Here is an 18,282-nt window from a genome sequence, read left to right as displayed (position 1 = left end):
GACAATCGGGAGTTGAGATGACGAACAAGTGGTACTGGGCCTTCAAGAACATCTTCATCGGGCCCTTCCTGCGGGTGTGGAACCGTCCGGAGATCGAGGGCGTGGAGCACATCCCCGCCGAGGGTGCCGCCATCGTCGCCTCCACCCACCAGGCCGTCATGGACTCCTTCTTCTTCCCGCTCATGAGCCCCCGTCAGGTCACCTTCCCCGCCAAGTCCGAGTACTTCACCGGCACGGGCGTCGTCGGCGCGGTCCAGCGCTGGTTCTTCCACGCGCTCGCCCAGGTCCCCGTCGACCGACAGGCCGCCGACGCCGGCATGGCCACCCAGAACGCCGCGATGGAGATCCTCGACCGCGGGGAGGTCTTCGCCATCTACCCGGAGGGCACCCGCTCCCCGGACGGGCGCATCTACAAGGGCAAGACCGGCATGGCCCGGATCGCGCTGGCCGCCGACGTGCCCATCATCCCCGTCGCCATGATCGGTTCCCGTGACGCCAACCCCATCGGCACGTGGATCCCGCGCCCCCGCAAAGTCCGCATGAAGGTGGGTGAGGCGATCGACGGCCGCGCCTACGTCACCTCCCTGGGCATCGACCCGGACTCCCGGGACGCCGCCCGCCCGCTCACCGACTACGTCATGGCCGTACTCACCGACCTGGCCGACCAGCCCTACGTCGACGTCTACGCCGCCGAGGTCAAGGCCTCCCTGGCCGCCGGCAACGGCTACCCCCACGGCACCGAACCGTCCTGAGCCAATTCCCACGTTTTTTCTCAGCCCGTTCTCGGCCCGGCGTAGTGCGTCTCACATCGTCATCCCCTTTGCCTGGGCGCGACCTGCCGATATAGTTGACGCTTGGATTGCAACCGGGCGATCTATCGGAATGCGTAATCAAACGGAGTGAATGGGTGGCGTCAGCGAACGGGACCCGACAGCGACTGGACTGGCCGGACGTGGCCAAGGGACTCTCCATCGTCGGAGTGGTCCTCCTCCACGTCAGTCTCGCCGTGCCCGAAGGCATGGACACCGTCGCAGCCCAGATCAACCGGATCCTCGACCCGCTGCGCATGCCGCTGTTCTTCCTCGTCAGCGGCTTCTTCTCCGCGAAGGTCTTCCGCTTCTCCTTCGCCGACCTCTTTCAGCGCCGCCTGTGGTTCTTCCTCGTGCCCTATCTGGTGTGGGGGCCTGTCGAGCTGTGGCTGAAGTTCCGCGAGTACCACATGTTCGACCATTCCCCGATGCCGGCGCTGTCGGTCTACGTGGACCAGCTGACCGTGGGCAAGTCGATGTACTGGTTCCTCTATGCCCTCGTGGTGTTCAACGTCATCCTCTGGCTGACCAGGAAACTGCCCACCTGGGCGGGCATCGCCGTCGGCTTCGCCCCGATCCTCATCCTCCCGCTGCACCTCGACTACCACATGGTGGGCAAGGCCGTCCTCTACCTGCCGGCCTTCCTCATCGGCGCACACCTGCGGGAGCGGATCGGGACGTTCGCAGCGGAGGGGGCCTCGCTGCGCAACATCGTCAACGCCTCGGCCCTCTACGTCGCCGCCTTCGCAGCTTCGGCCGCCTGGGCCTGGTACAACCTCCAGCACGAACTGGTGCTCCCGTGGCTCCTGCCGGGCGCGGAGACGGTCGGCTTCGTGGACCTGCGGTTGATCGTCAACTCGCTGATCCAGGTGGCCATGCTGCCGATGGCCATCCTCGTCGCCGTTCTGCTGGCCCGCATCCCGGTGCTCGCCGACGTGCTCAAATTCCTCGGCCGCCACACCCTGGTCATCTACCTCGGCCACGCCCTGGGCCTGACGGTGCTCTACCACTACAACCTGCGCGGCATGGACCTGGTGATCACCCGCGACGCGGACGTGTGGACCAGCTCCACGGCGTTCTGGATGGTCATCGCGACCGTCGCCGCCGTGGCCGGATCCCTGTTCCTCTGGCTGCTCACCCGCGTGCCCTACGTGCGCTGGACCCTCATGCCGCCGCCACTCGCGCGCGCGGCCCGGTCCGGAGCGACGTCCACCGTCGCCGCCGAGCCGGCCCGCCCGGAGCGCGGGGACGCGGTCGTGCACGGGGCTCGCACACCGGGGGCGTAACATCCCCGCCATGGGCAACAGAACCTTCTGGACAATCCTTGCGGTGGCGCTGCTCATCGCCGGTTACGTCGTCGTCGCCGCACTCGAGATCAACCGGGGCATCGTCGCCTCGGCCATCGTCATCGCCATCGCCGCGATCCTCTTCTGGCCACGTGGCCGCAAGGACCGGCAGCCTGACCCGGTGGATCAGAAGAACGCGTAGAACGGCACCGTCACCAGCATCGGGGCGAGGACCACCAGCGGCACCCACGACCAGATCCGCCCCGCACCCCCCGGCGAACCGGTCGCGCCGTCCGCCGGACGACGGTCGCCGGTGACCATCAGCCGCGGCATCACCAGCGCGGTGACGAGGATGAGTACGGCGAGCAGGACATAGGAGTTACCCACCGGCTGGGCCCACAGGGACCAGTCGTGTTCCCGGTTCTCCCGGTTCGGCAGCAGCCAGTGCGGGCCGGTCAGGGCGATGAAGGAGATGCCCGGGGCGAGGACACCCGCGGTGCGTCGATAAGCACCCGGTGCCACCTGCCAGGCGCGGGCGGCGAAGAACACCGCAAACAGCGCCAGCCACGTCCAGTGGTGCGACCAGGAGACCGGCGAACACAGCAGGGCGACCAGCGAGGTCACCAGGACAATGCCCACGGTGGGGGAGCCGCCGGTGCGGGCCGCGGCGCGGTCGATGAGCACCAGGGCGGTGATGATCGCCGCCAGCGACACCACGACAAGCAGCAGCCACGGCAGGCTCGAAGTCTCCACGTCCGGCTCGGCGAAGCGGGTGAGCACCCCCCGGACCGACTGATTCGAGGTGAAGGACAGGCCGCCGATCCGGGAGGGATCCGACAGCGTGTCCAGCCAGTACGTCAGCGAGTTGGCCGGGCTGATCACCGCGGCCAGAAGCGTGAAACCGACCCCCGAGGCCACCGTCGTCGCCGCCTCCCGCCACTGGCGGCGCACCACGAAGACGAGCACGAACACCGCCGGCGTGAGCTTGATCGCCGCCGCCAGGCCGATGAACACACCGCGGGGCAGCCAGGGGCGACTGGTGAGGGTGTCCACCAGCACCATCGCCATGAGCAGGACGTTGACCTGGCCGAAGCTCAGCGTCTCCCGGACCGGCTCGATGACCAGCGCCACCGGGAGGATCCAGGTGGCCAGCACCCGGTGATCGGTCAGCGCCCGGCCGGGCAGGGCGTGGCGGGCCACGATGACGATGCACCACCACAGCGCGGCCACCGTCACCAGCGTCATCGCCAGCGCGCCGATGGAGAAGGGGATCCACGCCAACGGGGCGAAGAGGATCGCCGCGAGCGGGGGATAGGTGAAGGGGAGGTTGATCCCCAGCATCTCGTAGTCCCGGGTGTACAGGTTGTCCCCGGCCAGGAACGCCTCCCCGCCCTTGCGGTAGACGTCGAAGTCGATGTGGTAGTACCAGCGCGGCCCCTCATCGATGATCCACGGCAGCACCGCCGCCACCGCCAGCAGCACGGCGATCACCGTGACCACCCGGGGCAGGGTGCCCGTCAGGCGGGCAGGGCGGTGGTCGGAGGGGTGGTCGGAGGGAGCGTCTGAAAAGTGAACAGAACTGGTCGCAGGCACAAAAAGACTATAGCCGGGGGCAGGTGATACCCGAGCACCGTCCGCCGGGCCCCGCCCGTTAGGCTGAACGGGATCCTGCCGACCGGGGCAGGGCCAGCGGAAAGGGCAGGTGGAACGGTGCGCTACTTCTACGACACCGAATTCATCGAGGACGGCCGGACCATCGACCTGGTCTCCATCGGCATCGTCGACGAGGACGGCCGTGAGTACTACGCCGTGTCCACCGACGTCGACTCGTCCAAGGCGAACGCCTGGGTGCGGGAGAACGTGCTCAACCAGCTGCCCAACCCCGGCTCGGACGTGTGGAAGTCGAACGCCACCATCCGCCGCGAGGTCCTCGAGTTCCTCACCTCCGGGTCCGGCCGCCCCGAACTGTGGGCCTGGGTCGGTGCCTACGACCACGTCGTCCTCGCGCAGCTGTGGGGCGACATGGCCGGGCTGCCCCGCTCCCTGCCCCGCTACACCCGCGAACTGCGCCAATACTGGGAGTTCGCCGGCAAGCCCGCCCTGCCGGGCATCCCCGACGGCAATCACGATGCGCTCGTCGATGCCCGCCACAACCTGGCCAAGTTCCAGGCCTGCATGAAGGCCCTCCCCCTGGGCCGGGGCAACAAGGTCCTGCACTGACCCGGCCGGCTGATTCGGCTGGTTCAGCTGGTTCAGCTGGTTCGGCATAGGAACGTATGGACGTCCGTGCTATGAATAGGGGTGTGAGTTGGACTGTTGACATCCCCAAAGAAGTTCTCCCTGACCTGCCGCCACTGCCGGACGGGCTCAACGAGCGATTCCAGGACGCGATCGCCCGGGACGCCAAGCAGCAGCCCAGCTGGGACCGCGCCCAGGCGGAGAACGTGCGCAAGATCCTCGAGTCGGTGCCGCCGATCATCGTCGCCCCCGAGGTCGCCGCGCTCAAGCGTCAGCTGGCCGACGTGGCCAACGGCAAGGCGTTCCTCCTGCAGGGTGGTGACTGCGCCGAGACGTTCGAGTCGAACACCGAACCGCACATCCGCGCCAACATCAAGACCCTGCTGCAGATGGCCGTCGTCCTCACCTACGGCGCGTCCACCCCGGTGGTCAAGCTTGCCCGCATCGCCGGCCAGTACGCCAAGCCACGCTCCCAGGACCTCGACGGCAACGGGCTGCCGAACTACCGCGGTGACATCGTCAACGGCGTCGAGCCGACCCCGGAGGCCCGTCGGCATGACCCGGCCCGCATGGTCCGCGCCTACGCCAACGCCTCCGCCGCGATGAACCTCGTCCGGGCGCTCACCGCCTCCGGCACGGCGGACCTCAAGCGCGTCCACGAGTGGAACCAGGAGTTCGTCTCCAGCTCCTCCGCAGGTGCCCGCTACCAGGCCCTGGCCGATGAGATCGAGCGTGGCCTCAGCTTCATGGACGCCTGCGGGGTCCACGACGACTCCCTGCGCACCTCCGACATCTACTGCTCGCACGAGGCACTCCTCGTCGACTACGAGCGTGCCATGCTCCGCCTGCACGAGGACGAGGACGGCGTCACCCGCCTCTACGACCTGTCGGCCCACCAGTTGTGGATCGGCGAGCGCACCCGCGGCATCGACGACTTCCACGTCAACTTCGCCGCGCTGATCGCCAACCCGGTCGGCATCAAGATCGGCCCGTCCGTCACTCCGGAGGAGGCCGTCGCCTACGCCGCCAAGCTCGATCCCGAGCGCGAGCCGGGCCGCCTCACCTTCGTCGCCCGCATGGGCTACGACAAGGTCCGCACCGTCCTCCCGCCGGTCATCCAGGCCGTCGAGGCCGCCGGCCACAAGGTGATCTGGCAGTCCGACCCGATGCACGGCAACACCTTCACCGCCTCCAACGGGTACAAGACCCGCCACTTCGACAAGGTCATCGACGAGGTCCAGGGCTTCTTCGAGGTCCACCGCGAGCTGGGCACCCACCCGGGCGGCATCCACATCGAGCTCACCGGCGAGAACGTCACCGAGTGCCTCGGCGGTGCCGAGGACATCACCGACGTGGACCTGCCGGGCCGCTACGAGTCCGCCTGCGACCCGCGCCTGAACACCCAGCAGTCCCTGGAGCTGGCGTTCCTCGTCGCGGAGATGCTCCGCAACTAGTCGCCTGCTTATCGACGCCGCGCGTTCCCCACGAGGGAGGGCGCGGCGTCGTCGTGTGTCCGTCCGGGTGCCGTCGTAAAAGTCGATCTCGTAATTACGACGGGTTCGGAGAGGCCGTGCCGGACGCGACCTGGGGAAACAGCGCGTCACCGACGGTCGGGGACGTCGTAATTACGATCGCCCCTCTGACGGTCAGCGTTCGAGGGTGACGCGGACGGTCGAGTCGACCCGGGCGTCGTCGCCGGCGGAGGGGCGCTGACGGGTGATGAGGCGGGCATCGTCACGCTCGCGGGCGTTGATCTTCAGTCCGACACCCTTGAGGGTCTCCCGGGCCTGGGCGACGGTCATCCCCTCGACGTCGGGGACGGTCACCTTGCCGGGCAGGACGATGTCCACGGTCGCGTCCTCCGGGTCGGTGCTGGTTCCGGCGGCAGGCGAGGTCTCGACGACGGTGGAGGCGGAGGCGGCGGTCTCGGAGTTGTCCCGGTCGGTGTCACCGACGGTGAACCCGGCGGCCTCGAGGGTGGAGCGGGCGGTGTCCAGGTCCATGCCCGCGACGTCCGGGACCGTCAGGGCATTGGAGACCGTGAGAGTGACCTCGCTGCCGCGGGTGAGCGTCGTGCCGGCCGGGGAGAGACCTCGAGAACCTCGCCACCGGGGGCGTCCTCGACGTACTCGCGTTCCACCGCGGAGACGGTCAGCCCCAGCCCGGCGAGTTCGGCCTCGGCGGTGGACAGGTCCTTGCCCTTGAGGTTGGGCACCTGGATGGGCTCGGGGCCACGGGAGACGTGCACGGTCACGGTCGTGCCGATGGGGACGGCCGCGCCGACGGCCGGGTCGGTGGTGGCGATGCGGCCCTCGGTCACCGAGTCGGAGTACACCGGGTCCCCGGTGGTCACCTCGAGGGTGCGTTCGGAGGCGGCCTCCTGGTAGGCGAGCACGTCCATGCCCTCCGGAGCGGGGACCGTGGGCTGCCCCTGGGAGACGAGGACCGTGACCTCTTCCCCGCGGACCAGCTTCTCCCCGGTGGCCGGGTCCGTGCCGGCGATCTGGTCGGCGGGGACGTCGTCGCTGTATATGATGCGGGTGGCGGGGGTGAATCCGGCCTCCTCGACCGCGGCGACGGCGGCCACCCGGTCCATCCCCAGGACCTGGGGGATCTCCCCGTAGCGGCCGGAACCGAACCACCAGGCGCCCAGTGCCACGGCGACGGTGATGATGGCGACCACCAACAGCCACAGGAACAGTCCCACCGTGGAGCGGTTGCTCACCGGGGGATCGGCGGGCTCCGGTTCCGGTGTGTACTCGTCGACGATCTCCTCCGGGGCCCGGTCCGGGATCCGGGCGGAGACGGCCGGGCCGGGAGTGGCCGGTGGGGTCAGGGGCGGCTGGATCAGCGGTTGGGGCGGCTGCTGTTCGAGGACGGCGGTCTCGTCGACGGGGGCTGGAGCCGACTCCTGCGTGGTGTCCGTGGTGTCCGTGGTGTCCGTGGTGTCTGTGGTGTCTGTGGTGTCAATGACCCCGGTGGCGGGGCCGACAAGGTCGGTGATGTCGGTGGGGACCGCTGCAGCCCGGTGGGCGGCGGAGTTGGTGGGGACGGGAACGGTGAAGGCGGGTAGGGCGAGGTCCCCGGCGACGTCGTCAAGCGCGGCGAGGAACTCGGTGGCGTCGGCGAAACGGTCGGCCGGGTTCCGGGAGGTGGCGGTAGCCACCAGCGCATCGACCAGCGGCGGGATCCCGGCGATCCGCGCACTCGGGGCGGGGACGTCGCCGTTGATGCGGGCGTAGGCATGCGCCAGGGGAGTGTCACCGGTGAACGGGGTGGTGCCCGTGAGCAGCTCGAACAGGACGATGCCGGCGGAGTAGACATCCGAGGCCGGGGTGATGTCGGAACCGTCGACCTGCTCGGGGGAGAGATAGGCGACCGTGCCCACGATCTGGTCCGTGCTGTGTGTCGACGCGCTCGCGGTGCGCACCAGGCCGAAGTCCGCGAGTTTGACGCGGTGATCGCCGTTGATGAGGACGTTGTCCGGCTTGATGTCCCGGTGGACCAGGCCGCTCGCGTGCGCCGCCGACAGGCCGGTGAGCACCGACCGCATCACCGCGGCCGCGGCGTGCGGGGGCATCGGGCCACGCTCGGCGAGCAGCTCCCGCAGAGTGCCGCCGGTGATGAGCTCCATGATGAGGAACAGGTGGTCCCCGTCGGAACCGAAGTCATAGACGTTGACCAGATTCGGGTGCGTGAGCTGGGCCATCGCCCGGGCCTCCCGCCGGAAACGCTGCCGGAAGACGGGGTCGGAGACGTACCTTTCGTCCATGACCTTCGCCGCCACCGCCCGCCCCAGACGGAGATCCACGCAGCGGTAGACCATGGACATACCGCCCCGCGCGATCGGATGATCGATGCGGTAGCGGTCCTCCAGAACGTCTCCCACTGCCAGTTGAGCCATGCGGACCAGTATGGTCTATCGCGCGCAGTGCACGCCAACGGTGGGCGGGCCCGTGCCGGGGCGGGACAGTAAGGTGGTCCCCGTGATCAATGACAATTCTGACGTGACCCCCCTGGAGACCCTGCTGGCGGACGAGCCGATGCTCACACTGCCGGAGACCTCGGAGAGGCTCGGCGTGGTGGTCACCCGCGTGCATGACCTGCTCAACGACAACAAGCTCATCGCCCACGTCCGCGACGGCAAGCGGTACATTCCCGCCGCCCTGTTCGGGGCGGACGGCACCTCGGGCAAGTTCGTCCCCGGGGTGATCACCCTGCTCACCGACGGCGGCTACTCCGACGAGGAGATCCTGCGGTTCCTGTTCACCGAGGATGATTCGCTGCCGGGCCGTCCCGTCGACGCGCTGCAGGGCCAGCTGGCACGCGAGGTGCTGCGCCGCGCCCAGGCGATGGCGATCTAGGGATGAGTCCGGGTCGGTGAGACGGTCGAGGCGGCTGTCTCACCGTCAGGTTCCTCCGCCGGGTGAGCCCGGTCGAGCGCGGCGACACGGCGGCCCACCGCCCCGTCCCGGAAGATGATGTCCGTGAGCAGCCAAGCCACGGCGATGGCGGGGACCATCCACCAGATGTTGTACAGCTGGTGGTTGCCGCTGCCGGTGAAGGACAGGGTGACCACGATCGACGCGCCAGTGGCCAGCCGCAGGACCCAGCCGGGCGGGCGGACGGTGCCCACCAGGGAGATGACGGACGCGTAGTACCAGGGCAGCGTCACCGAGTTGAACACGAAAGCCACCTGGTAAGCGGCGGCGGTGCCCATGATGTTGCGGCGGTCGTTCTGCCGGAACACCCACCAGGCGATGACCAGTCCGACGAGCATGGCGATCATCGACAGGTCGCGGAACACCGCCAGGGGGACGTTGTAGTCGAAGTCCTCGTTGAACATCTGGATGAACGGCGTGACCGCGCCGGCCAGCAGGGAGGGCAGGGCCAGGGGGTTGATCACCTTCGAGTTGCCCGAGATCTCCGACAGCCAGCCCCAGGACGCGCCCGAGGCCCAGGTGATCACCGCGACGACGGCGAGTGTCTCGGCCACCCCGACGAACCCGGTGACCAGGAACGACGAGACTCGCCGGCGCATCGTGGCGAACTCACCCGCGTAGTGGTTGGTGGCCATCCACACGACGAACGGCAGGGCGATGGCCGCGGTCGCCTTGAGCGAGACCGCCACCGCGATGAGGGCGACACCCAGCAGGAAACGCCGGCGCAGGCAGGCGAGCAGACCCACGCTGACGAGGCCGACCATGACGGACTCGTTGTGCATGCCGCCGACCATGTGGAGGATCATCACCGGGTTGGCCACGCCCAGCCACAACGCCAGCGCCGGGTCTCCGCCGAGCCGACGCGCGATCTTGGGCATCGCCCACGCGATCGCCATGAATCCGGCGATGGAGATGGCCTTGTAGAGCAGTACCCCGGCGGTGACGTGGTCCCCGACGATCCGAGTCACGCCTTCCCCGATCCACAGGTGCAGGGGCCCGTACGGGGTGGTGGTGTTACGCCAGTCGTGGGAGACCTCCAGCAGGTACGGGCCGGGATTGACCGCGGCACCCTGCCGGTACGGGTCGAAGCCGTCACGCAGCATCGCCCCCTGCATGAGATAGGAGTAGACATCACGCGAGAGCACCGGGGCGGCCAGCGCCAGCGGTGCGACCCAGACCCACAGGCTGCGCCGTACCGCCGCGGTCCGCGTGTCGACGCCCCCGTGCCCACCCTCACCGATCACCGTGCGGTAGCCCAGGCTCACCCATCCCGCGAGCAGGACGAGCACACCGATCCAGAACACGGTGTTGGAGATGCCGGCCCCGTGCCCGTACGCGAGGAAATCCAGACCGACAGCCTCCAGGACGCCACCGCGATTCCGGGTGGCGCCGCCACCGAAGGATCCGAGGAGGATGAGCACGGAACCGATCGCACCGAGCACCACGGGGCCCGGCAGCATGCGGGGGGAGACGGTCACGGTCAGCTCCGGCGCGCCGTGGCGCGCATCGCCAGGTCACGCAGGGTCGCGGTGACCTCCGGGGAGGTGCCGGCGGCGTCGAGATACGCCAGGCCTGACTCGGTGAGGGCGGTGATCCGTTCCTCCATGGCCGCCACCGCGCCGGTCTCCTCGATGATCTCGGCCAGGCGGGCCAGCTGCGCGGGGTCGTCGGTCCGGCCGATGCCACGTCGCAGTTCGGCGGCCGCGGCCGGGTCACGCTCGTCGGCGCGCTGCAGGGCGGTGGCCAGCAGCACCGTGCGCTTGCCCTCCCGGAGATCATCGCCGGCCGGTTTGCCCGTCACCGCCGGGTCACCGTAGACGCCCAGCTGGTCGTCGCGGAGCTGGAAGGCGATACCGATGTCCCGGCCGTACCCGCGGAAGGCTGCGATGGTGGCGTCATCGGCCCCCGCGATGGCGGCACCCAGGTGGAGGGGCCGTTCGATGGTGTAGGCGGCGGTCTTGTACCGGTTGACCGAGTCCGCGGACTCCGCGTCCTCGGCGGCGGTGGCCTCGAGGGCGATGTCCAGCAGCTGCCCACCGATGACCTCCGTGCGCATCGCGCGCCACGGATCGCGGGCTCGGGCGAGCGCCCCGGTGCTCAGTCCGGAATCCTGGAGCATGTCCTCGGCCCACACCAGGGCGAGGTCGCCGACGAGAATGGCCACCGATTCACCGAAGTGCGCCGCGTCACCGGACCAGTCGGCCGAGGCGTGCCGACGCTCCACGGCGCGGTGCACCGTGGGGTTGCCACGTCGGGTGTCGGAGGAGTCGATGATGTCGTCGTGCACGAGGGCACAGGCCTGGATGAACTCCAGGGACGCCGCGGCCCGGAGCACCGCCTGCGGGTCCTCGTCGGTGCGCTCGAGTCCGCCACCACCGGCGAAACCGGCCCAGACGTACAGCGGCCGGATGCGCTTGCCACCGCCCAGGACGAAGGACTCCAGGTGGGAGACCGCCTCGGTGACCGGGGCACCGATTGCCGCGATCTGCGACCGCCGCTCGGCGAAGAAGTCCGCCAGGACCTCCCGCGACGCGTCGGGGATCTGGTTGAGGGTCAACGTGCGGGGATCGGTGGAGGTCAACGCGTCAGGTCCTTCGGGTACGGGTGCGACGGAAAGTTCGGGTGCGGTGGTTGCCAGGATACCCAGTGCCCCGACATGTTCTCTCAGGCGGGCGAGCGCAGGCCCTGTCCGGGCAGAGGAAGGGGAGCGGACAGAACCGCAAAGGGGCGTGCGTCCCCGTCGAAGAAGAAGTGGCGCAGGACGTCCCGGAAACCCAGCGAGCGGTACAGACCGAAGGCGAAATTGGCCTCGTTATCCACCTCCGGGGTGGACAGCAGCGCATGGGAGCCTGGGGCATTCCACAGCAGTGAGGTCAGCAGCTTCCGTCCGATGCCCCGTCCCTGGTGGCCAGGGCGAACGTGGATCTCGGCGACCTCGAAGTAGTCGCGCATGAGAGCGAGCTGGTCGGTGTCGGGGCCACCCGCCTCGCGGATACCCCGGCGCACCTGACGGTCCCACCACAGATCCGGGGCGCCCAGGTATCCGTAGGCGACCCCGAGCACTGCGTCACCGTCGAGGGCCACCAGGCCGGTGAACCCGGGCTGGGTGATCTCGCGGCGCCACACGTCCGTGCGGCTCTGGCTGATGGCCGGGTCGTAATCCATGGCCTCGATGTAGATCTCGACGAGCCGGGGGGACAGTACCGCGAACTCCGGGCCGGTCAGTCGGCGAATCTCCACAGTCACACCTCTACTGAACCACGAACCGGCCGCGCGCCGGGTGGAGACCTGTCGACCAGAGTGGCAGAACAGTCGAACACCTGAACCTAAAGATGTCCCGGATACCTGGCAAGTCTTGACGTGTTCGAATGGGCGTTCTAAAATGTGGATAGGAAGTCTGGTGTTCCCTCTACGGTGAGCATCAACAGCAACGACCGAGAGGAAAAGGAAAGGAGTCGGTCACCATGGCACAGATCATGTCCGCAACAACCAGGTTCTCCGGAGCGGGTCGGGGTACCCGTCGGGCCGACTTCCTGGCCAAGGCCCGGGCTCTGCTGGCCCAGGCCGCACGGCACCGGGAGGCGGGGGAGTGGGACCAGGCGCTCGAATCCGCCTATCAGGCCGGTCTGCGGACCGCGGGGGCGAAGATCTCCGCGTCGCCGGTGGCTACCCGCAAGCGTCGTCCCACCAGTGCCTGGGAGCAGCTTCGCCTGGTCGACGAGGACGGCGAGCGGTGGGCTGCCGCCTTCGGTCAGTACTCCCGGCTTCGGTCCCGGGTGGCGTCCGGTCTGGAGCGAAACGTCGAGCCCGTGACCGTGGATCACGTCATGGCACTGTCGGCGGAGTTTCTCGCTGAGGTCGAGTCGGACGCCGGGTGGTTCCCGGTGGCCGCCTGACCAGGGGCTAACGGAGGTTGGCGTCCTTGGGAACAATCCCGATAGGCTGGGCGTTGAGGTAGTAACAGGTAAGCGCCCAGCCATATCCGGGAGGAACAGTGTCGCTTTCAGAGCAGGAGCAACGAGCGTTGCGCGAGATCGAGCAGTCGCTCCTTGCTGAGGACCCCAAGTTCGGGGCCTCCGTGTCTGGTGGCCAGAGCTTCCCCGGCTCTGGCGCTGGAGGACTCACCCTCCGCGGGATCGCCCTCGCCGTCGTCGGGCTCCTCATGCTCATCGGTGGTGTGGCGCTCTCGGCCCAGAGCCTCTGGTTCATCGCGTTGAGCGTCGTCGGCTTCCTGGTCATGTTCGGCGCCGGCGTGTGGATGCTCCGCGGTGGCGGTTCCGGTCCCCGCGTGGGGAAACCGGCCGGTGTCAAGTCCAAGCCCAGCCGGGCGGCATCCCGCGGCAGCTCCATGGAGGAGAACTTCCGTCGCCGCTTCGAGGGGCAGTGATCCCCTCCACTGACTGACGTCACCCACCCGCCGAGTGTCACTGCTCGGCGGGTTTTCTGATTCTGGGCACCCGACTGCGGGGCCCGCATCCGGGTTGATCCCCACTTTCCCCCACCAGGTTCCCCCACTTTCCCCCACAGGTCCCCGATGCGGCCGTCGCCGGTGTGGGAAGTGGTGCGATTCTGCAGTTGGACATTGCGACAGCGAGAGAAGGGGGTGGTGATTGCTTAACTTCTTTGTGGTGTTGATGGGGCTGAAGTGATTGCAGAGGTGGGCGTCCGGGGCGTCCGGGGCATGCCTGCGGGCGGCCACCCCACTTTTTTCGTGACCGTTTACCAGCGGATTCGCTGAATCCTGCCGTGTAGGTGGGGCTGATTGTTCTTGTCTGTGGGGCAAAGTGGGGTATTGTGGGGCACAGCGGTGGAGAAGTGGAGTCCGTGACTCCTCCAATCCATGGCGAGAACTGAACCGACCGGCGGAATCGAGTCAAGGAAGGTGGCCCCGGGATGTTTCTCGGTACCTACACTCCGAAGCTCGACGACAAAGGACGACTGACACTTCCGGCCAAGTTCCGCGAGGAGCTGGCCGGTGGGTTGATGATCACGAAGGGGCAGGACCACAGCCTTGCGGTCTATCCCCGGGATGAGTTCGCGGCCCGCGCCCGCAAGGCCGCGGCCGTGTCCCGCACCAACCCGGAGGCCCGTGCCTTCATCCGAAATCTGGCTGCCAGTGCGGATGAACAGCGGCCCGACGGCAACGGACGCATCACCCTGTCGGCCGGCCACCGTGAGTACGCAGGCCTGACCAAGGAATGCGTGGTCATCGGCTCGGTGGACTTTCTCGAGATCTGGGATGCCGAATCCTGGGCCGCATATCAGCAGGAGACCGAAGCCGCCTTCTCGGCGGCCGATGCAGATGACGTCCTCGGCGGGCTGCTCTGACCTGGAAGTACGGGTCGGGCGGAGCGCGTGTACGGACTCTGCCCGAGGTGAAGCTCTGGTGTACTTCCCCGACATCAGATGGACACATCGGGCAGGGCCCTACACGCACCCCGCACACCCCGGGGCATACAAGCGGAAGGGGGCGGGAGCACCGTGGCCGAGCACACCGATGACATGACCTTCGATATCCGGGCCAACCACGGCCATGTCCCCGTCCTGCGCGACCGGGTCACCGACCTGCTGGCACCGGCCGTCCGGGAACTGGGGGAGCGGGCGGTCATCGTCGACGGCACCCTCGGGGCCGGTGGCCACACTGAGCACTTCCTCCGCAGCTTCCCCGACGCCCACGTCATCGGTGTGGACCGGGATCCGGTCGCCCTGGGCAACGCCCGGCAGCGGCTCGCTCCCTTCGGTGACCGCTTCGTCGGGGTCCAGACGCGGTTCGACGGAATCGGTGACGCCATCACCGAGGACGAGGGCGCGATCATGGATCTGGCCCGGGAGTACGGCGTCGCCGGCGCCCTGTTCGATCTCGGGGTGTCGTCCATGCAGCTCGACCAGCTGGACCGGGGCTTCGCCTACCGGGTCGATGCCCCGCTGGACATGCGGATGGACCCCACCACGGGCATCACCGCCGCGGACGTCCTCAACACCTACGGCCACGGCGACCTGGCGCGCATCCTCAAGACCTACGGTGACGAGCGCTTCGCCGGGAAGATCGCCTCGGCGGTGCTCCGCGAACGGGAGAAGGAACCCTTCACCACCTCGGAACGGCTCGTGGAGCTGCTCTACGCCACGATTCCGGCGGCGACCAGGCGTACCGGCGGTCACCCCGCCAAGCGCACCTTCCAGGCGCTGCGCGTCGAGGTCAACGCCGAACTGGAGGCGCTGGAGAACGTGCTGCCGATCATCACCGGCCTGCTCACCGTCGGCGGCCGGGCGGTGTTCATGAGCTACCAGTCGCTCGAGGACCGCATCGTCAAGAACGCCTTCACCGACCTGACCAAATCCACCACTCCACCCGGCCTGCCGGTGGACCTTCCCGGAACCGCGCCGAAGTTCCGCACCGTCACCCGCGGTGCCGAGAAGGCCACCGACGCCGAAATCGACGACAATCCCCGTGCCGCACCGGTGCGGGTCCGTGCCATCGAGAAAATCTCCGCCCAGGATGAGGGGTAAGCCGTGATCACACAGGACCACGACCGCAAGGACCGGACCACCATGCGCGCCAGCCGTGACTTCACCACCGGGACCGTCACCGGCGGGTACCGGGGCAGCACCGCGGTGCTCGACCGGGACACCCAGCCACGCGCCCTGCGTCGCGACACCGCCCCCACCCGGGTGCCGGGCCGGGACCCCCACGCGCCGTTGCCGACGCGCCGGAAGCCGTACCAGAACCGGCTCGGCTCGAAGCAGGTCGTCTCCGTCCGCGGCCGTCGGGTCACCACCACCCGGCAGACCACGCTGCTGGCCAAGCTCGGTGCGACCTCCTTCGTCCTCCTCATCGCGGGCGTGGCCCTGGCCATGTGGCTGTCGGGTGTGTCCACCCAGCAGACCTTCCACATGCAGCAGCTCGCCTCCCAGGACCGGCAGCTGTCCAACCAGCTGGAGACCCTCAACCGGGACCTGGAGAACGTGCGTTCCTCCGCGGAGATCACCCGCCGGGCCGGGGAGATGGGCATGGTGCTGCCCGCCCAGCCCGGAATTCTGGCCGTGAAAGAAAACGGCGACATTGTGGAGGAGCGCCCGGCGGATCCGGCCGTGCGACCTATCATTGACGTCAACGGCGCTCCGGTCCGACCGGGGCAGGCCTCCTCCGGCTCGGAGGAGATCAACGAGCTCGGCGACAACCTCGAAGCCGTGCCGCAGGGACACCAGTTGCCGGCCACGGAACGGCCGGCGTCGGCACCCCCGGCACCTGCGCCGGGAGTGGCGCCCTACGCTCCGAACGTCCCCGCCCCGGCGGAGGCGGCCGACGAGAACGTGCCGGAGGAGGCTGCGCCGGACATGGCAGACGCAGCACCAGAGGACGACAACCAGGCAGGTGAAGACGGGCAGTGACACCCCCAGGGACCGGAGGGCCACAGCGGCCACGACGAGGTGCGGGACGAGGCGACTCGTCCCGTCGTTCGTCATCGTCCCGGGCCTATGCAGGCGCCCGCTCGGCCCAGGCCGAGCGGGCGCAGCGCGCGCAGCGGAGTCCGCAGGCACCGCATCGGGATGACCGGCGGCGTCGAGAAGCACCGGCATCACCCGCCGGAGTGAGCTACCGACCCCGGAAGGGGCCGAACGACCGCCGACGGATGACCATCTTCAAGGGTGTCTTCGTCATTCTCGCGGTCCTGCTCATCGGCCGACTCGGCTGGGTGCAGATCGTGTGGGGCCCGGAACTGGCCGCGCAGGCCGAGGAACAGCGCGCCCGCGTCTACGTCGACCCCGCCCGCCGCGGCGAGATCATCGACCGGGAAGGCAACCAGCTCGCCTACACCATGCAGGCACGAAGCCTCACCGTCTCGCCGATGCTGCTGCGGGATGAACTCCGCCAGCAGCAGGACCTGCAGATGCGGGTCGACGGTGAGAACGTGGGCAAGTCCCCCGAGCAGATCAGCGACGAACTCGACGACCGGGTGCAGGACGTCCTCGAACGCATGTCCCGGGAGATCCCCGAGATGATCGAGGACGCCGGTGCCGTGGCCGAGGGCTCCGAAGAGGTCAAGGACGAGGAGATCCTGGACAAGCTGGAGGCCGAGACCAGCTACGAGGTCCTCGTGCGCAACGTCGACCCCGACGTCGCCGCCGAGATCGCCGCCACCTTCCACGGTGTGGCCGCCGACCACCAGGACATCCGCCAGTACCCCAACGGAGCGATCGGGGAGAACATCATCGGCAAGGTGTCCATGGACGGCCAGGGCCAGTTCGGCTTCGAGGCATCCGCCGACTCCACCCTGTCCGGCATCAACGGCCGCTCCACCGAGGACGTCTCCACCGACGGGCAGGTCATTCCGGGCACCCTCCGCGACGTCGTCCCCGCCGTCGACGGCGCCGGCGTCGAACTCACCCTCGACCTGGACCTGCAGACCTACGTCCAGCAGCTGCTCGAGCAGGCCAAGTCCAACTCGCAGGCCAACTCCGCCGAGGCTGTCGTCCTCGACGTCGCCACCGGTGACGTCCTGGCCATGGCCAACACCGACACCATCGACCCGAACGGCAACATCTCGCGCCAGCTCGAGGCCGGCAAGGACTTCGAGAACAAGACCATCTCGCATCCCTTCGAGCCCGGCTCCGTGGCCAAGATCATCACCGCCGCCGCCACCCTGGAGGAAGGCCTGACCACCCCGGACGAGGTGCACCAGGTGCCCGGCTCCATCAACATGGCCGGCGTGACCGTCAAGGACGCCTGGGACCACGGCGTCGTGCCGTACACCACCACCGGCGTGTTCGGTAAGTCCTCCAACGTGGGCACCCTCATGCTCGCCGACCGACTCGGCGAGGAGAAGTTCGCCGACTACCTCTCCCGCTTCGGCATCGGCCAACCCACCGGAATCGAACTGCCCAACGAGTCCTCCGGCCTGCTGCCCCCGCTGGAGCAGTGGTCGGGCGGCACCTTCGCCAACCTGCCCATCGGCCAGGGCATGTCCCTGACCACCCTGCAGATGGCCAGCATCTACCAGGCCCTGGCCAACAACGGTGAACGCATCGAACCCCGCATCATCAACGAGATCACCGGCCCCGACGGCAGCGTCCGCGAGTCCGCCGAACCCAACCGCACCCAGGTGGTCAGCCCGGAGACCGCGGACACGGTGATCAACATGTTCGAGTCCGTCACCCAGTCCGACCCCTCCGGCGTCCAGTCCGGCACCGGCGTCGGCGGTGCCATCCCCGGCTACCAGACCTCCGGCAAGACCGGTACCGCGCAAAAGGTCGACCCCAACACCGGGGCCTACTCGCAGAGCGCCTACTGGATCACCTTCGCCGGAGTCGCACCCGCCGACGACCCGCGCTTCGTCGTCGCCGTCATGGTCGACGAGCCGACCCGCGGCGTCGAGGAGGGTGGGGCCGGCGGCCAATCCGCCGCCCCGATCTACCGGGACATCGCCTCCTGGCTGCTCAACCGGGACAACATCCCACCCTCACCGCCGGACGAGGAACTCAAGATCCTCCAGGCCTACTGATCTCCCC

Annotated in this window: 16 protein-coding genes and 1 pseudogene; 12 read left to right on the top strand and 5 right to left on the bottom strand. The window is 68.6% G+C overall.

Annotated features, from left to right (window positions below; all coding sequences use genetic code 11):
• Nucleotides 1-17 precede the first annotated feature (17 nt).
• The 3 genes from QP029_RS13195 to QP029_RS13185 all read left to right on the top strand — a co-directional run bounded on the left by QP029_RS13195 (nucleotide 18) and on the right by QP029_RS13185 (nucleotide 2,297).
• Nucleotides 18-752, top strand: coding sequence for a lysophospholipid acyltransferase family protein (locus QP029_RS13195; RefSeq protein ID WP_284874711.1), 735 nt, complete (start codon nucleotides 18-20; stop codon nucleotides 750-752).
• Nucleotides 753-907: 155 nt separating this feature from the next.
• Complete coding sequence (locus QP029_RS13190) at nucleotides 908-2,095, top strand: acyltransferase family protein (protein WP_284874710.1); 1,188 nt, start codon at nucleotides 908-910, stop codon at nucleotides 2,093-2,095.
• A gap of 10 nt (nucleotides 2,096-2,105) precedes the next feature.
• Complete coding sequence (locus QP029_RS13185; RefSeq protein WP_284874709.1) at nucleotides 2,106-2,297, top strand: hypothetical protein; 192 nt, start codon at nucleotides 2,106-2,108, stop codon at nucleotides 2,295-2,297.
• Here the strand turns inward: QP029_RS13185 and QP029_RS13180 are convergent.
• A complete protein-coding gene (locus QP029_RS13180; protein ID WP_284874708.1) occupies nucleotides 2,282-3,595 on the bottom strand; it encodes a glycosyltransferase 87 family protein in 1,314 nt (437 codons plus the stop codon). The genes QP029_RS13185 and QP029_RS13180 overlap by 16 nt on opposite strands.
• Before the next feature lie 210 nt (nucleotides 3,596-3,805).
• Between QP029_RS13180 and QP029_RS13175 the strand changes: the two genes are divergently transcribed.
• Both QP029_RS13175 and QP029_RS13170 read left to right on the top strand, forming a co-directional pair.
• Nucleotides 3,806-4,315, top strand: a complete 510-nt coding sequence (locus tag QP029_RS13175; protein ID WP_284874707.1) for a polyadenylate-specific 3'-exoribonuclease AS — start codon at nucleotides 3,806-3,808, stop codon at nucleotides 4,313-4,315.
• An 83-nt stretch (nucleotides 4,316-4,398) separates the two neighbouring features.
• Nucleotides 4,399-5,787 carry a class II 3-deoxy-7-phosphoheptulonate synthase gene (locus QP029_RS13170; protein WP_284874706.1) on the top strand — a complete coding sequence of 463 codons (1,389 nt, stop codon included), beginning with the start codon at nucleotides 4,399-4,401 and terminating at the stop codon, nucleotides 5,785-5,787.
• A gap of 192 nt (nucleotides 5,788-5,979) precedes the next feature.
• Here QP029_RS13170 and pknB read toward each other — a convergent pair.
• Nucleotides 5,980-8,237, bottom strand: a pseudogene (gene pknB / locus QP029_RS13160) (Stk1 family PASTA domain-containing Ser/Thr kinase).
• A 139-nt stretch (nucleotides 8,238-8,376) separates the two neighbouring features.
• On the opposite strand from pknB, the gene QP029_RS13155 reads away from it, so the two are divergent.
• Nucleotides 8,377-8,697: an Rv2175c family DNA-binding protein gene (locus tag QP029_RS13155; RefSeq protein WP_284876263.1), complete on the top strand. Its 321-nt coding sequence runs from the start codon at nucleotides 8,377-8,379 to the stop codon at nucleotides 8,695-8,697.
• Here the strand turns inward: QP029_RS13155 and QP029_RS13150 are convergent.
• From QP029_RS13150 to QP029_RS13140, 3 genes are all read right to left on the bottom strand, one after another.
• Nucleotides 8,694-10,253 (bottom strand): alpha-(1->6)-mannopyranosyltransferase A, encoded by a 1,560-nt coding sequence (locus QP029_RS13150; RefSeq protein WP_284874703.1) that lies wholly within the window; start codon nucleotides 10,251-10,253, stop codon nucleotides 8,694-8,696. The genes QP029_RS13155 and QP029_RS13150 overlap by 4 nt on opposite strands.
• 2 nt (nucleotides 10,254-10,255) lie before the next feature.
• On the bottom strand, nucleotides 10,256-11,356 hold the full coding sequence (locus tag QP029_RS13145; protein WP_284874702.1) for a polyprenyl synthetase family protein: 1,101 nt from the start codon (nucleotides 11,354-11,356) through the stop codon (nucleotides 10,256-10,258).
• Between the two features lie 83 nt (nucleotides 11,357-11,439).
• Nucleotides 11,440-12,021, bottom strand: a complete 582-nt coding sequence (locus QP029_RS13140; RefSeq protein ID WP_284874701.1) for a GNAT family N-acetyltransferase — start codon at nucleotides 12,019-12,021, stop codon at nucleotides 11,440-11,442.
• A 218-nt stretch (nucleotides 12,022-12,239) separates the two neighbouring features.
• Here QP029_RS13140 and QP029_RS13135 point away from each other — a divergent pair, with 218 nt between their 5' ends.
• From QP029_RS13135 to QP029_RS13110, 6 genes are all read left to right on the top strand, one after another.
• Nucleotides 12,240-12,671: an SAV_6107 family HEPN domain-containing protein gene (locus QP029_RS13135; RefSeq protein ID WP_284874700.1), complete on the top strand. Its 432-nt coding sequence runs from the start codon at nucleotides 12,240-12,242 to the stop codon at nucleotides 12,669-12,671.
• A gap of 98 nt (nucleotides 12,672-12,769) precedes the next feature.
• Nucleotides 12,770-13,162, top strand: a complete 393-nt coding sequence (locus QP029_RS13130; RefSeq protein WP_284874699.1) for a DUF3040 domain-containing protein — start codon at nucleotides 12,770-12,772, stop codon at nucleotides 13,160-13,162.
• A gap of 506 nt (nucleotides 13,163-13,668) precedes the next feature.
• On the top strand, nucleotides 13,669-14,103 hold the full coding sequence (mraZ, locus tag QP029_RS13125) for a division/cell wall cluster transcriptional repressor MraZ (protein WP_284874698.1): 435 nt from the start codon (nucleotides 13,669-13,671) through the stop codon (nucleotides 14,101-14,103).
• A gap of 174 nt (nucleotides 14,104-14,277) precedes the next feature.
• Nucleotides 14,278-15,282, top strand: coding sequence for a 16S rRNA (cytosine(1402)-N(4))-methyltransferase RsmH (gene rsmH, locus QP029_RS13120; protein ID WP_284876262.1), 1,005 nt, complete (start codon nucleotides 14,278-14,280; stop codon nucleotides 15,280-15,282).
• 3 nt (nucleotides 15,283-15,285) lie between these two features.
• Complete coding sequence (ftsL, locus tag QP029_RS13115; RefSeq protein ID WP_284874697.1) at nucleotides 15,286-16,164, top strand: cell division protein FtsL; 879 nt, start codon at nucleotides 15,286-15,288, stop codon at nucleotides 16,162-16,164.
• Nucleotides 16,165-16,406: 242 nt separating this feature from the next.
• A complete protein-coding gene (locus QP029_RS13110; RefSeq protein WP_284874696.1) occupies nucleotides 16,407-18,275 on the top strand; it encodes a peptidoglycan D,D-transpeptidase FtsI family protein in 1,869 nt (622 codons plus the stop codon).
• Nucleotides 18,276-18,282: the final 7 nt, after the last annotated feature.

Source organism: Corynebacterium suedekumii, assembly GCF_030252185.1.
In the GTDB taxonomy this organism is placed as follows: domain Bacteria; phylum Actinomycetota; class Actinomycetes; order Mycobacteriales; family Mycobacteriaceae; genus Corynebacterium; species Corynebacterium suedekumii.
Note: the sequence above shows the minus strand (reverse complement) of the source record. Positions and strands in the feature narration are given on the sequence as shown.

What these genes read in the sequence shown, in the direction of transcription:
- QP029_RS13195 (WP_284874711.1), top strand. Translation starts at nt 18, where the DNA reads ATGACGAACAAGTGGTACTGGGCCTTCAAGAACATCTTCATCGGGCCC.
- QP029_RS13185 (WP_284874709.1), top strand. Translation starts at nt 2,106, where the DNA reads ATGGGCAACAGAACCTTCTGGACAATCCTTGCGGTGGCGCTGCTCATC.
- QP029_RS13155 (WP_284876263.1), top strand. Translation starts at nt 8,377, where the DNA reads ATGCTCACACTGCCGGAGACCTCGGAGAGGCTCGGCGTGGTGGTCACC.
- QP029_RS13135 (WP_284874700.1), top strand. Translation starts at nt 12,240, where the DNA reads ATGGCACAGATCATGTCCGCAACAACCAGGTTCTCCGGAGCGGGTCGG.
- mraZ (WP_284874698.1), top strand. Translation starts at nt 13,669, where the DNA reads ATGTTTCTCGGTACCTACACTCCGAAGCTCGACGACAAAGGACGACTG.
- rsmH (WP_284876262.1), top strand. Translation starts at nt 14,278, where the DNA reads ATGACCTTCGATATCCGGGCCAACCACGGCCATGTCCCCGTCCTGCGC.
- QP029_RS13110 (WP_284874696.1), top strand. Translation starts at nt 16,407, where the DNA reads ATGACCATCTTCAAGGGTGTCTTCGTCATTCTCGCGGTCCTGCTCATC.